This is a genomic window from Fusobacterium varium (assembly GCA_021531615.1).
GTDB lineage: Bacteria > Fusobacteriota > Fusobacteriia > Fusobacteriales > Fusobacteriaceae > Fusobacterium_A > Fusobacterium_A varium_C.
Genome location: JADYUE010000027.1, coordinates 16,611 through 31,780, shown reverse-complemented (window position 1 = coordinate 31,780; position 15,170 = coordinate 16,611). Strand labels below are relative to the sequence as shown.

16 protein-coding genes are annotated in these 15,170 nt (G+C 23.3%); 14 read left to right on the top strand and 2 right to left on the bottom strand.

Features of this window, described 5'->3' with window-relative positions; genetic code table 11:
* Positions 1-53: 53 nt before the first annotated feature.
* Positions 54-494 (bottom strand): NAD(+)/NADH kinase, encoded by a 441-nt coding sequence (locus I6E31_08860; GenBank protein MCF2640076.1) that lies wholly within the window; start codon positions 492-494, stop codon positions 54-56.
* 58 nt (positions 495-552) lie between these two features.
* Positions 553-1,074 (bottom strand): bifunctional isocitrate dehydrogenase kinase/phosphatase, encoded by a 522-nt coding sequence (locus I6E31_08855; protein MCF2640075.1) that lies wholly within the window; start codon positions 1,072-1,074, stop codon positions 553-555.
* A 151-nt stretch (positions 1,075-1,225) separates the two neighbouring features.
* Between I6E31_08855 and I6E31_08850 the strand changes: the two genes are divergently transcribed.
* The 14 genes from I6E31_08850 (at position 1,226) to I6E31_08785 (ending at position 15,124) form a co-directional block, all read left to right on the top strand.
* A complete protein-coding gene (locus I6E31_08850; protein MCF2640074.1) occupies positions 1,226-2,362 on the top strand; it encodes a glycosyltransferase in 1,137 nt (378 codons plus the stop codon).
* 263 nt (positions 2,363-2,625) lie between these two features.
* A complete protein-coding gene (locus I6E31_08845; GenBank protein ID MCF2640073.1) occupies positions 2,626-3,348 on the top strand; it encodes a polysaccharide deacetylase family protein in 723 nt (240 codons plus the stop codon).
* A 2-nt stretch (positions 3,349-3,350) separates the two neighbouring features.
* Entirely contained in the window at positions 3,351-4,460 is a 1,110-nt protein-coding gene (locus I6E31_08840; protein MCF2640072.1) for a glycosyltransferase family 9 protein, read from the top strand.
* A 9-nt stretch (positions 4,461-4,469) separates the two neighbouring features.
* Complete coding sequence (locus I6E31_08835) at positions 4,470-5,501, top strand: hypothetical protein (protein ID MCF2640071.1); 1,032 nt, start codon at positions 4,470-4,472, stop codon at positions 5,499-5,501.
* A 12-nt stretch (positions 5,502-5,513) separates the two neighbouring features.
* Complete coding sequence (locus tag I6E31_08830; protein MCF2640070.1) at positions 5,514-6,452, top strand: hypothetical protein; 939 nt, start codon at positions 5,514-5,516, stop codon at positions 6,450-6,452.
* Positions 6,453-6,571: 119 nt separating this feature from the next.
* A complete protein-coding gene (locus I6E31_08825; GenBank protein MCF2640069.1) occupies positions 6,572-7,759 on the top strand; it encodes a glycosyltransferase in 1,188 nt (395 codons plus the stop codon).
* On the top strand, positions 7,749-8,522 hold the full coding sequence (locus I6E31_08820) for a lipopolysaccharide biosynthesis protein (GenBank protein ID MCF2640068.1): 774 nt from the start codon (positions 7,749-7,751) through the stop codon (positions 8,520-8,522). The genes I6E31_08825 and I6E31_08820 overlap by 11 nt, the downstream gene beginning before the upstream one ends.
* Complete coding sequence (locus tag I6E31_08815; GenBank protein ID MCF2640067.1) at positions 8,519-9,730, top strand: O-antigen ligase family protein; 1,212 nt, start codon at positions 8,519-8,521, stop codon at positions 9,728-9,730. The genes I6E31_08820 and I6E31_08815 overlap by 4 nt, the downstream gene beginning before the upstream one ends.
* Positions 9,731-9,732: 2 nt before the next feature.
* Complete coding sequence (locus I6E31_08810; protein MCF2640066.1) at positions 9,733-10,743, top strand: hypothetical protein; 1,011 nt, start codon at positions 9,733-9,735, stop codon at positions 10,741-10,743.
* Between the two features lie 23 nt (positions 10,744-10,766).
* Entirely contained in the window at positions 10,767-11,762 is a 996-nt protein-coding gene (locus tag I6E31_08805) for a hypothetical protein (GenBank protein ID MCF2640065.1), read from the top strand.
* Positions 11,759-12,628, top strand: coding sequence for a glucose-1-phosphate thymidylyltransferase RfbA (gene rfbA / locus I6E31_08800; protein ID MCF2640064.1), 870 nt, complete (start codon positions 11,759-11,761; stop codon positions 12,626-12,628). The genes I6E31_08805 and rfbA overlap by 4 nt, the downstream gene beginning before the upstream one ends.
* 3 nt (positions 12,629-12,631) lie before the next feature.
* The gene (rfbC, locus tag I6E31_08795; GenBank protein ID MCF2640063.1) at positions 12,632-13,201 is read left to right on the top strand and encodes a dTDP-4-dehydrorhamnose 3,5-epimerase; all 570 of its coding nucleotides are present in this window, start codon (positions 12,632-12,634) and stop codon (positions 13,199-13,201) included.
* A 309-nt stretch (positions 13,202-13,510) separates the two neighbouring features.
* A complete protein-coding gene (locus tag I6E31_08790) occupies positions 13,511-13,879 on the top strand; it encodes a CatB-related O-acetyltransferase (protein MCF2640062.1) in 369 nt (122 codons plus the stop codon).
* Positions 13,880-13,924: 45 nt separating this feature from the next.
* The gene (locus I6E31_08785; protein ID MCF2640061.1) at positions 13,925-15,124 is read left to right on the top strand and encodes a dTDP-glucose 4,6-dehydratase; all 1,200 of its coding nucleotides are present in this window, start codon (positions 13,925-13,927) and stop codon (positions 15,122-15,124) included.
* The last annotated feature ends 46 nt before the right edge of the window (positions 15,125-15,170 follow it).

Here is a 15,170-nt window from a genome sequence, read left to right as displayed (position 1 = left end):
GCGTAGTGTTTCTACGTCTACGTACAAGTTTCCCTATACGCTTACTATTCTAGTCAATTCATCTCACAACTAAAGTCACGAGTGTTCTTGACTAGTTTAATAAAATACTTATCATTTACTAAACCTAAATCTACAGTTTTAGGAGTGCTATTTAATATTCTCTTGCAATTTTCCTCTATGTCTGAAGTAGCACCAATTAATTTTGCAAAATCATTGGCAGTTCCTACTGGAAGCACAGCAAGAGGAAGAGCTAAATTATTAGCTTTTATAAGATTTACAACTTGGTTAATTGTTCCATCTCCACCAGCAGCTAGAATATGATCATATGTTTCATCTATATCTATAAAAGCTTTTTCTAATGGAGTATCAAGGCTAATTCTAAAAGGGATAATTTGCAGATTTTTTTCTTGATATAGTCTTATTATTGTATCCAAATTGTTTAAAATAAGGTTTTCTCCTGAAAAAGGGTTATATATAAATTTAACTTTTTTCATTAAAATTCCTCCTTGAAATAAGTTATATAGATAGTTTAGCAAATATAGAGTGAAAATACTAGGCTAAAATTTTTAAATTATTTTCTATTTTTTCTATAATCTCTTCATTGATTTTTCCATGAAGTCTCCTAATAGCTTCTTTTCTATCTCTTTTAAAAAATTTGACTTTTCTATAATCTTCTAAATCAATAACTATAATTTCATTGTTTTTTACAAAAAAATTATCAAAAGATAAATCTCCACTATAAATATTATTTTTTAAAAGTTTAGTTACCAAATAAATGTATTTTTGTATAATTTCATTGTTATCTCTATTTTTTTCTAGGTAAATATTTAATGGAGTTCCATGAATATTTTTAGTAATTACTTTATAATGTGAATATGAAAGAATCTCTACAGTTTTTATTTCTAATTTTTTTAGTTCTTTAGAGATGTAGAAAAAATTATCACCAGGATATTTTCTAAATCTAAAAAGATATTTTAATCTATTTAGAAATTTAGGTTTAAAAATTTTTATAAATGTATCTTCTTCTTCATTAAAATAGACTAAAGAACGTTTTTGTTCACTTATTATCTTCATTTATTTCCCCTTTGCATACGATGATTTGAAAAGTTGATATTTAAAAAGTATACTATAAAAAATAAAAAAAGTCTATTTTAATATAATAGGATGAAAAAGAAGAAATAATCTGATATAATTAAATAAAAAACATTAAGAAAGGGTGAAAGTATTGAAAAAAAGATTGATTATTCACAATGGAAACATATCAATAGGTGGACAGGAAAAAATGTTAATTGAGTTTTTAAATATTTTAGATCCCACAAAATATGAAGTTCTGCTTTTAATAGAAGAGAATAAAGGAAAGAATAATGATTATATAGATGAAATTCCTAAATGGGTTGATTATAAATTTCTAACTTCAGAAAAGTTAATGGAAGATATAAGTTTATTAAAAAATAAAAAGAATATTTTTACTAAGCTATATTATTCAATTCTCTTAAAGAAAAAGAAAAATGTAGCAATAAAAGAATTTGAAAAAAATTTAAATTTTGGTGATATAATTATAGATTATGATATGGGCTTATTAAGAAATTTGCATAAATTGCCATTAAAAAGTAAAACTTTAATTGGATGGAGTCATGCTGGAGAGGGAACTCTTCCTAAAAATAAACAAAAAAGAAAAAATATAGAAAAATATAATTATATAGTGACTATAAATGATGTTATGAAAAAAGGATATGAAAAGAATTTAAATGATCCTAAAATACTAAAAATAAATAATTTTATGAATTTTGATAAAATATTAGAAAAATCAAATGAAGAAGTAAAAGAGTATGGAGAATATATAATCTCAGTTGGTTCATTAACAGAGAATAAAAATCATATTCTATTGATTGAAGCTTTTGGAGAGTTGAAGAAAGAAAAAAATATTAAAAATAAATTGATTATAATAGGTGATGGAAAAGAAAAAGAAAAATTGAAGAAAAGAATAGATGAATTAGCTTTAAATGAAGATATTTTATTATTGGGACAAAAACAAAATCCATATAAGTATATGAAAAAATCTAAGTTATATGTAAGTACTTCAAAAAATGAGGGATTATCATTAACTTCAATAGAAGCAATGGTTTTGCAAAAAATGGTAATTGCAGTTGGAAATAATGGTACAAGAGAATTATTAGATAAGAATTCTATTTATGGTAAATTGATAAAAAATGATAAAGAAGACTTAAAAAAGGAACTTTATTATTTTTTAATAAATGATGAAGAAAGAAAAAAATATGAAATAAAAGGATTTGAAAGAGCTAAAAATTATGATAGAAATATTGTAAAAGGAGAGATAGAAAGGTTTATAGATGAGTTATGAATATAGTATTAATTGATAAAGAGAAGCAATATATAGAAAGAATTAACCAAAAAAGAAATTTATTAAAAAACTTAAATTTAATGCAAGCTATAATATTTTGTTTTTTTAATAAAGGAAGTATTATTTATAGCAAAGAAGAAAAAACTGTTTTAAATTTCTGTGAAAAAATTTTAAAAGTACCATATCTATATGGAAAAATAGAAAGTGTTTTAGATTTTGAAGATCATTATGCAAAAATAAAAAGATATGAAATACCTGTTTTAATGTATCATCAATTTGTAAAGAATAAAAGAGCTGGAGGAAAAATAAAACTTTTTGTAACTGAAAAAACTTTTGAACTACAATTAAAAATACTAAAATTTTTAAATTATGAAACAATTACATTTGAAGAGTTAAAAAGTATAGGACTTCAAAATAGATTTTTTAAGAAATATATAATTTTAACTGTTGATGATGGCTATAAAGATAACTATGAGATATTGTTTCCTTTATTAAAAAAATATAGTATGAAAGCAGTAATTTTTTTAGTTTCAGGTTTAAATTACAATAAATGGACAATAGAAAGTGACAATGAAAAGAAATTTTATTTGATGTCAACAGAAGAAATACTAGAAATGCAAGATAGTGGACTGGTAGAATTTGGTGGACATACTTTGACACACTTAGATTTTCATAAAGCAGAAAAAGAGATAGCAGAAAGAGAGATAAGAGAGGATAAAGAGATAACAGAGGAAAGATTAAATAAAAAATTAACTGTATTTGCTTATCCTTATGGACATAGAAAAGAGGAAACTAAAAAATTAGTAAAAGAAGCAGGATATGACTTTGCAGTATCAACAGATACAGGAGCTGGAATTTTTACAGATGATCTATACGACATAAGAAGAACTGCTATTGATAAAACTTCTTTATTGGATTTTTTTAGAAAAATATCACCTAGATATGCTCAATACAAAGCAAAAAAATATAAAAATAAAAGAGGGTAAATATGATACGAAAATTAAACAGAATTTTTCAAGATTATATGAGAGAAAAAAGATTAAAAATAGGAAGATATATTTGGGATAGAAAAGAAAAAAAAGAAAAGATAGTAGCTGGAAATTTTATTGAAAAAAATAGTATAAAATCAATTCTCTTTTTAAGATATGATGGTAAAATAGGAGATATGGTAGTTAATACTGTTATGTTTAGAGAAATAAAGAAACAGTATCCAAGTATGAAGATAGGAGTTGTAGCAAGAGGAGCAGCTAAAGAGATAATAAAAAATAATCCATATATAGATAAGATATATAACTATGAAAAAAATAGTAAAAAGATAAAAGAATTAGCTAATGAGATAAGTAAAGAAGAATATGATTTATTGATAGATTTTTCGGAAATGTTAAGAGTAAATCAAATGATGTTAATTAATTTATGTAAGGCTAGATATAATATGGGATTAAATAGAGAGGATTGGAAATTATTTGATAAAAGTTATAGTTTTCCTAAAGGAGAGTTTCATATTGTAGAAGTTTATAAAAAAGTTTTGGAAGAGATTGGAATAAAGAATCCTAATTTAGATTACGATTTACATTTTACAGAGAAAGAAAAGCAAAATGTTGAAGTATTATTAAATAATTTTAGAGATAAGAAAATTTTTGTATTAAATCCATTTGCAGCTAGTAAACATAGAGATTTTAATAGAGAAAAAATTAAAGGGATAATTGATATAATTTTAAAAAAAGAGAATAGAGTAGTATTTTTAATTGGAGAGAAGAAACGTGAAGAAGAGATAGAAAATATTATAAAAGAGTATTCGGAAGATGTTTTTTTTGCAAAATTGGATAGTATTATGGAAACAGCTTTTTTAATAAAAAAGGCAGATTTTGTAATAACACCAGATACTTCAATAGTTCATATTGCAGCAGCTTTTAAGAAAAAAATGATAGCTGTATATAGAGAAGATTTAAATATAGAAGTGAAAAATAAAAATTTATGGAGTCCAAATTATAGTGGTGCAGTTCAAGTTTTTTCTAGAGATTTAGATGTGAAAAAAGGGGAAGAATCAGATATAAATAAATTTAAGTTGGAAGAGATTGATAAGATAATCAATAACTAGGGAGAGAAAATGGCAAAGTTAAGAATATTAAAAACATCTTATTTAAAAAGAAAAATAAAAAGTTTTTTTATAAAAATATTTTTATTAGATTATAGGTTAAAAAAAGAAAAAGAATCAAATAACTTGTTAATAGTTACTATGGATGCTTTAGGAGACAATATTGTTAAAAGTAAAACTATTGAAATTTTATCTAATGAATATGGGAAAGATAATACATATATTTTATGTAAAAATAAATGGAAAGTTTTATATGAGATACAAGAATACAAAAATATTTTTGTAGATGAAACAAAATGGAATATTTTTTATAAGATTAAATTGTATAGAAAATTAAATAGAATAGGATTTGGTAAAGTAGCAGTAATGAATCATTCATATTTACCAGAAGAGATGGAATATATTTATTCTGGTAAAAAATATGATATGTCTAAATCAGTAGATTATATTTTAGAAAAACATATTTATTTATTAGAAAATATTTTAAATAGAAAGTTTAACTTAGATGATATTAAACCAAATATTACTAAATATTTTTCTCAAACGAAATATAAAGATATAATTGTAGTAGCTGTTGGATCAGCAGGAGATGAAAAAACTCCAACTTATGAAAATTATAAAAAGTATATAGAGATATTATTAAAAGAATTTCAAGGTAAAGATATTTATTTATTGGGAAGTGGAAAAAAACAAAAAGTTACAGCAAATAAATTAGAAGAAGAATTTAATAATAAATCTATAAAAAATATGGTTGATAAATTAGAATTACAAGATGTAATGCAAGCAATAAAAGATTCAGAATTATTTATAGGACCAGATTCTGGATTATATAATATAGCATTTGCTTTAAATAAGAAAATAATATGTTTACATTGGTATAAAGATAAAAGTATGTGGGAACACCCTTCAGAAAATATTATTATTTTAAAAGGGAATGGAGAAAGCAATATTTTAGAGAAAAAAGAAAAATATGGAACACCAACTTTAAATAGTATATCTGAAGAACAGTTTGAAGAGGCAGTTTTTAAAATAAAAAATATATAAGAGGGATAAAAAATGATATTAAAAAAGTCGTATATAAGAGATAGAATAAATAGTTTAGTAATTAATTTTATTTTTAAATTTTGTAAATTTGAAAATAATGGAAAAATATTAGTTAAATCTATGGATGGAATAGGAGATATTCTAGTAAGGAGTAGAGTAGCAGAAAAAATTATAGAGAAGTATGGCAAAGAGAATGTATATTTTTTAATGAAAGATCATTATAAGAATTTAGGAGAATTTTTAGAATATAATGTTATAGGAATTCCAAGGAAATCAGAAAAAAGTTTTTTTAAAAGATTAAAAATGATGTATGAAATAAATAAAAAATACAGTCCTAAAAAATTTTTAAATATTGAATTTGGAAATGATAGTATTGTTGCTAATATTGTAGCAGAAGATAAAATTGGTGTTAGAGATAATAGTCAAATGGTGCAATGTTATAATGGATATTATACAGAATCATTTTTATTTAGAGATATTAATGAAAAAATTTTAGATAAGATAAAAGATATCGGCATAAATATATTAGATAATAATTTAAAATTAGATGATATATTGCCAGATTTAAGAGACAAATTTCCTATTGATAATAAAGATATAGTAATAGCAGTTGGTTCAACAGCAAGAAATAGGGTATGTAGTCCTTTAAAAATGAAAGAGTATATAGAAGAGATATTTAAAATTTATCCAGAAGAAAAAATAATTTTAGTAGGAAATGGAAATTTACAAAAAGAATATGCTAAAAAAATAATAGAATTATTACCAAATAAAAAAATAATAGATTTTGTAGATAAAACTAACTTAATGGAAGCATTTGAATTAGTAACAAAATCAAAATTATTTGTAGGATTTGAATCAGGATTATATAATTTATGCTTTGTTACTAGAAAAAAAGGAATTGGATTGTTTAGAGATACTTCTGTTCCTTTTGCTCATGAAGTACCTTGGTAAAAAAATATAGGACCTTCAGAAAAAATAGATATAAGTATAAAAGATGAAGATTATCCAGATGAAAGAATAAATAGTATATCAGTAGAAAGCTTTAAAAAAGCGTTAGAGGAATTAAAATGATGAAAAAAAATGTGATAATAAGAAGTGGTAGCCTTAGAATGGGTGGTTTAGAAAGAGTTTTAATAGAGGTTTTACAAAATATAGATAAAAAAAAATATAATTTAACATTAGTTGTTGATGATGATTGTGGAGAGGACAATATTTTTGAGAAGGATATTCCTAAAGAAATACCATATTATTTTTTAAAACCTCAAAAGTTAATAGAGAAAACTAACTATTATAAATCAAGAAGAAAAAATATATTATATAAATTAATGTATAATATTTATATGAATATAGAAACATATATAAAAAGTAAGAACTTAAAAAATTTAATAAAAAAATTAGGGAAAATAGATGTATTTATTGATTATGATGCTGGAGCAACTAAATATATTGAAAATATAGAAGCAGATAAAAAAGTGGTATGGATACATAATTCAATTCCTAATCTGAAAAAAAGTGAAAGTAAGATTAAAAGATTTGGAAAAAGGTTAGAAAAATATAATAAAATAATCGCTATCTGTGACGAGATGAAAGAGGAATTAACAGATATTTATCCAAATTTAAAAGAAAGAATAATAAGAATATATAATCCTTTTAATTTTTCAAGAGTTTTAAATTTAAAAGATGATTTGAGTGAATTAAATGAAAAAGATAGAAATTTATTGAAAGAAGATTATTGTATTGCTATATCAAGATTAGATACAGTACAAAAAGATTATAAAACTTTATTAAAAGCTTTTCAGATTTTAAAGTCAAAAGGAATTGATAAAAAATTATATATTGTTGGTGATGGTCCTTCAAAAGAAGAAATAAAAAATATGATAAAGGAATATGATTTAATTGAAGAAGTTAAACTTTTAGGAAGATTTAAAAATCCATATATATGGCTAAACAATGCAGATTTTTTTATTCATAGTTCTAAATATGAGGGCTTTGGGCTTGTATTAATAGAAGCTGCAATATTAGATAAACTAGTAATTTCTTCAAATTGCCCTGTGGGACCAACAGAAATCTTAGAAAATGGAAAGAGTGGAATTTTATTTAATGTTGGCGAGAGTGAAGAATTGGCAGAGAAAATAGAAAAAGTATTAAATGATAAAAATTTAAGAAATAGATATATATTAAGTATGAAAGAAAGAAGAGAAGATTTCAAAAAAGAAAATGTTTTAAAAGAGTATGAAAAATTAATAGATGAAATTTAAGGAGATTAAATTGAAATTAACAGAGGAAAAATATTTAGATTGGAAAATATTTTTTTCACAAGAAGAAAGTAATGCTATAACTTTGGGAAAAATAATTTTAAATGGAGATTATAGAATAAAAAAAGTTTATAAAAATACTAAAAGAAATTATGTAGCACAAGTAGATATAGGAAATAAAAGCTATATTTTAAAGGAGTTTCGTTCAGAAGTTATTATTCCTCAAAGGAAAATACAAACTTTATTTAAAAAAGGTGAAGCATTAAGTACTTTAATAAATACAACAGAAGCTATTGAGTTAGGAATAGAAGAATTAGTAAAACCTATTACAGCTTTAGTAAAGAAAAATCTAACAATAAAGCAAAGTTATCTTTTAATGGAATATGTTGAAGGAGAAAAAATATCAAGTATAGAAGACATAGACAAGATAATGGAATTAGTAGAAAAAATCCATAAAGTTGGAATATATCATGGGGATTTGAATACTTCAAACTTTATAAAAGAAGGAAATAAAATAAGAATTTTAGATACTCAAAGTAAAAAAGAAAAAATAGGAAGTTTTAAAAGATGGTATGATATTTTTACTTTAGAAAATGATTTGTTAGTAAAAGAGTTAAATTATAATGTTAGAGAGAAGTATTATTTAAAAGGAAAAAATATATGGTTTTATTTAGCTTATTTATTAAAGAATCTTAAAAATACTAAGTTAATAAAAAAAATAAAGTCTAAGAAAAAAGAACTTAGAAAAAAAGGATGGAAGATATGAAAGGTACTGTAAAAGAAAAATATTTAAAATTTAAAGAAATAAATCTATATTTATTTGGATTAAGCTTTTTTTCAAATTTTGATTTAGCTAAAATTTTTTTAGGAATTATGATAGGTTGTTTGGTTATAGATATATTTTATTATAAAGAAAAATTAGAGTGCGGAAACAATAAATTAAGAAATTTTTTAATATTTCTTGTATTAGGAGGAACTGTATGGAATTTTTGTGCTGATTTTAATTATAGGGCAGCAAGAGCATATTTAAAAATAAATAGATATGCAATAATTATATTTTATTTATATCCTTTAGTAAAAAATAATAAAATAATTTTGCGTAATTTTATTATATCTTTAACAATAAGTTATATAACTTTAATAATTAGAGGAATAAATTTTTATTTTATAGAAAAGAAACGTAATAGATTTAGTAGTTTTGAAGGAATAATGGATGTTGCAGTTTTAGTTGCAGTAGTTGGAGCTTTTTGTTTTGGGAATATAATAAAACTTAAAGAGTTAAGGTATAAATTTTTAAATGGAATAATTTTATTTTTTACTATTTTTTTATTAATTATTACTCAAACAAGAGCTGCTTTATTAGCTTTTGTTATTGGAGTATTGGGAGTATTATTATTTAATAGAAATATAAAAATAATTATTACTAGTTGTATCTTAGGAGGATTTTTATTATTTGGTTTCTTACAAACACCATATTCAGCTAGATTTAAAAGTAATACTTTTAATGCTAAAGTAAGTTTAAATAATATGTCCAATGGAATAAGAGTAGAAATGTGGAAAAATGCTATTTGGAGATTTAAACAACATCCTATTATGGGAAGTGGAACTAAACAAGATGATAAATTATATAGAGAATATGTAAATAATATGCCAGAAGAAACAGAAGTTCAGAGAGTATATAAACAAGCATTTAAAGATGGATTTGATGATGCACATAGTATGTATTTCAATTCTTTAACAGATAATGGACTTTTTTTAGTAGTACAACTTATTTTTATATTTGGAATATTACCATATATATTATTAAAAAATAGTGAATATCTTTATAGTTTAGGAATGATGGGAGGCTTGATTAGTTATTATACTTTTGGAGTGGCTTGGCCTATCTGGAGACATGGATGGGATCCTATGCTATTTTGGTTAATGGTAAGTTTTGTTTGTTGTAGTATAGAATTTAAAAGTGGGGATAGATAAATTTGTTTAAATTAAAGAAAGTAAAAAAGTTTTTTTATATAGAAACAATATATAGTCTATTTGTTTGTTTATTATTAGAAAATGATTTGGATAGAAATTTTTATTTTTTTTCAAGTAAATTTTCAAAAAGTATAGCAAAAAATATAAAAAATAAAATTGTAATAAAAGAAAAAAGAAGTTTGAGAATAATAGATTATATATTAGGAGCTATATTTTTTAGAATAATAAAATTAATTTTTTTTAAAAAAATAAAAAATAAAGATTTTTATATTTGTGACAAAGGAAAATATGCACAATATTTTTTTAATAATTATGAGGCTAAGTTTATCTTAGTAGAAGATGGAACAATGAACTATAATATTCAAGATTTAGAAAAAGCAATAGCAAAGAGCAAGATAAAATTAAATTTTTCAAAAAAATTAAGAAAAAATTTTGTTTATGGAGTAAAAAAAATATACCCTAGTTTAGGAATTTCGGAAAAAATACAAAAAATTATTTTAACAGGAATTTTACCAATACCTGAAATTATTAAATCCAAAGTAGAGTTAATAAATTTGGAGAATAAATGGAAAAAATTATCAAAAGAAAAACAAGAGAAAATTTTAGAAATTTTTAATATAAATTTAAATGAAATTAAAAATTTAGAAAATAGTAAAAATAAAATTCTTTTATTAACTCAACCATTATCAGAAGATGAAATAATAGATGAGAAAGAGAAAATTAATATGTATAAGGAAATTTTAAAAGAAAGAGAAATAAAAGAAATTTTTATTAAAGAACATCCAAGAGAAGAAACTAATTATATTTTTGAATTCAAAGATATAAAAGTCAATATAATAAGTAAAGAATTTCCTATAGAAGTATTATTGCTGTTAGATATAAAATTTGATAAAGTAATTACAATTTTTTCAACAGCAGCATTAAATTTTAAAGAAAAAAGTAAGATAGAATTTATAGGGACAAAAAAGTATCCTAAATTAAAAGAAAAATTTGGTATTATAGAAATAAATTAATATAAAAAAGGTTGGTAAAATTAATGAATGATAAAAAAATTATATTATCTTTAGATAGAATTATGATAAATCAAAAAGAAATATTAATTGAAAAATTAAATAATATTTTTTTAGAAGCTAAATATTTTTATGGTAGTGAAAAATTAAAAAAAGATATAAGTTTTTATGAGAAAATATTAAAAGAATTAAATAGAAAAAAATATTTAAAAAAGTATATGGAACCATTGTTAGAAAAACAAAATTTAAAATATTATAGTGAAATTTTAAAAAATTTTTTAGAAATAGATTATGTTCTTATGATAGGTGGAATATATTATTCAAAAGAATTTATAAAATTAGTAAAAGAAAAAAATTCTAAAATAAGGTTTATATTATTTTTATGGGATAAATTTTCTAGTGAAAAAATAAAAGAGTTAAAAAATAGTTATGATTATATTTACACTTTTGAAAAAACTGATGCAGTAGAAAATAATATAAAATGGAGACCAAGTTTTTATATCGAAAAAGAAGAAAATATTCAAAAAGATATTGATGTATATTTTTTAGGAGAAAATAGGGATAAAGAAAGATACCAATATATATGTGAATTATACGAATTTTGTAAAAAAAATAATTTGAAAGAAAATATAAGATTATTTTCAAAGAAAAGAATGAAAGCAGCTAATTCTAAAATTTTAACATACGAAAGAGTTCCGTATGCTGAAAATATAAGAAATATAAAAAAAGCACAGGTAACTTTTGAAAAAAACATTAAAAATCAAAATGGATTAAGTTTACGTTCATTAGAATGTTTAGGATACAGAACTAAGTTGATAACGACAAATAAAGATATAAAAAATTATGATTTTTACACTCCAGAAAATATTTGTATAGTTGATAGTATTGAGGATATAAATAAAATTCCTATTAAGTTTTTTAAAGAGGAGTATAAAGAGATAGATAACGAAATTTTGGAAAAGTATTCATTTGAAGGATTTATTAATGAAATATTTAGCAATATAGAAAAGAGGGAAAAATGAAAGGAATAATACTTGCAGGAGGGTCAGGAACAAGACTTTATCCTGTTACAAAAGCAATATCAAAGCAGATAGTACCAATTTATGATAAACCTATGATTTATTATCCATTATCAGTTCTTATGTTAGCTGGCATAAAAGATATCTTAGTTATATCTACACCTCGTGATATACTTGTATTTGAAGAGCTTTTAGGAAATGGATGTGATTTTGGTTTAGCTATATCCTATGCAGTTCAAGAACAACCTAATGGACTTGCAGAAGCCTTTTTGATTGGAGAAGAATTTATAGGAAATGATTCATGTGCACTAGTTCTTGGAGATAATATCTTCTATGGACATGGATTTACAGGTATGTTAAAAGAGGCAGAAGCAAGAGAAAAGGGAGCTACAATCTTTGGGTATTATGTATCTAACCCTAAAGATTTTGGTGTTGTAGAGTTTGACAGTGAAGGAAAAGCTATTTCTTTAGAAGAGAAACCAAAAGAACCTAAATCAAATTATGCAATCCCAGGACTATATTTTTATGATAACACAGTAGTAGAAAAGGCTAAAAAAGTAAAACCTTCAAAAAGAGGAGAGCTTGAAATTACTACTTTAAATGAGATGTATTTAAATGAAGAAACTCTTAATGTAGTAAGTATGGGAAGAGGAATGGCATGGTTAGACACAGGAACACATGATGGACTTTTAGATGCAAGTAACTTTGTAAAAACAATTCAGTCAAGACAAAGTGTGATGGTAGCATGTCCAGAAGAGATAGCATATAGAAATGGTTGGATAACAAAAGAAAAAGTAAAAAAATTAGCAGAGCCACTTCTAAAATCTGAATATGGAAAATATCTAATGAATCTTATTAAGGAGAGATAGAAAATGTCAAAGTTTAAAAAGATAGAAACAGGAATAGAGGGATTATATATAATAGAGCCAACTATTTTTGGAGATAATAGAGGTTTCTTTTTAGAATCATATAATAAAAAAGAATTTGAGAAGATAGGAATAAAAGATGAATTTGTACAAGATAATCACTCAAAATCTAAAAAAGGTGTATTGAGAGGATTGCATTTTCAAACTCAACATTCACAAGGAAAATTAGTAAGAGTAATAAAAGGAGCTGTATTTGATATAGCAGTAGATCTAAGAAAAGATAGTAAAACATTTGGAAAATGGTTTGGAGTAGAGTTAAGTGCAGAAAATAAAAAGATGTTTTTTATACCTAAAGATTTTGCACATGGATTTTTAACTTTGGAAGATGAGACAGAATTTATGTATAAATGTACAGATTTTTATCATCCAGAATATGATTCGGGAATAATGTGGAATGATAGTGATATAGATATAGAATGGAATTTTGAAAAATATAATTTAAAAGTGGAAGATATAATTTTATCTGAAAAAGATAAAAAACATCAATCTTTTAAAGAATATAAAAGTATTTTATAAAGAAGGAAAATTATGTTTAAAGTTATAAGGAAAAAAATAAAAAAATATTTTGAAATAAGAAAATATAAAAAACATGAAATTTTTATAAAAGAAACTTCAGAGATAAGAAAAAGTAAGCTATTTGGAAAAAATAAAATAGGAAAGAATACTTTAATAAATCATTCAGAAATAGGTTATGCTTCTTATTTAGGAGATAATTGTCATATAGAAAGGACAAAAATAGGAAAATATGTGTCAATAGCACAGAATGTAGAAGTTGTAATTGGAAATCATCCAATTCATTATGTAAGTACTCATCCATTTAGTTATATGGAATCTTTATTAGGTGAAATAAAAGAAATAAAAAAATATGATAATATTTTTTCTTATGCAGATAGTGATTTTTATTGTGTAATTGGAAATGATGTTTGGATAGGGGCAAATGTTAAAATATTAAATGGAGTAAAAATAGGTGATGGAGCAGTTTTAGGAATGGGAGCAGTGATTACTAAAGATGTACCTCCTTATGCTATTGTAGTTGGAGTTCCTGCAAAAATAAAAAGTTATAGGTTCTCTAAGGAAGAAATAAATTTTTTAGTAAAGTTTAGATGGTGGGATAAAGATATAAATTGGATAAAAGAAAATACAAAATTATTTAGTGATATAAAATTATTTATGGCTAAATATAAAGAAAGTTAATAAAAAAGAAAAATATAGTACTAATAAGAGTTTAAAGGAGTTATAATGAAAAATTATCTAATAACAGGAGCAGCAGGCTTTATAGGAGCAAACTTTTTAAAATATATTTTAAATAAGCATAAAGATATTTTTGTAGTTATCCTTGATAAATTGACATATGCTGGAAATTTAAAAAATATAGAAAATGAATTAAAAGATAAAAGAGTTGAATTTGTAAAGGGAGATATTTGTAATAATGAATTAGTAGAGAATATCTTCTCTAAATATGATATTGATTATGTTGTAAACTTTGCAGCAGAATCACATGTTGATAGAAGTATAGAGAATCCAAAACTATTCCTTGAAACAAATATTTTAGGAACACAAACTCTTTTAGACACAGCGAAGAAATTTTGGACAGTAGGTAAAGATGAAAAGGGATATCCTATATATAAAGAGGGCAAAAAGTATCTACAAGTATCAACAGATGAAGTTTATGGAAGTTTAAAAAAGGAGATACCAGAAGGAAAAGAACTTACTTTTAATGATAAGGATTTAGATATTTTGCTTGAAAATAGAGGAGAAGTAAAAACTTTTGGGACTAAATTCTTTACTGAAGAAACTCCATTATCACCTAAATCACCATATTCAACATCAAAGGCAAGTGCAGATATGTTAGTTATGGCATATATGGAAACATATCATATGCCAATAAATATAACTAGATGCTCAAATAACTATGGAGCATATCAATTTCCAGAAAAATTAATTCCATTGATAATAAATAATGTACTTCATGGAAAATTACTTCCAGTATATGGAGATGGAATGAATGTAAGAGATTGGTTATATGTAGAGGATCATTGCAAGGGAATAGATATAGTTCTTGAAAAGGGAAGATTAGGAGAGGTATATAATATTGGTGGATTTAATGAGGAGACTAATATTAATATAGTAAAATTGATAATAGATACAATTTCAAGAATAATGAAAGATGAAATTGAATATAGAAAAATATTAAAAACAGATTTAGAAAATATCAATTATGATTTAATAACTTATGTTCAAGATAGATTGGGACATGATGCAAGATATGCAATAGATCCAAGTAAAATAGTAAAAGAGCTAGGATGGTATCCAGAAACTCCATTTGTAATAGGAATAGAAAAGACAATAAGATGGTATCTAGATAATCAAGAGTGGCTAGAGAATGTAACAAGTGGAGATTATCAAAAATATTATGAAGAGATGTATAAGAAAAATTGATTAATATCATACAGATGGTATGTTAGGCATAAGAGAGGGGGAAATT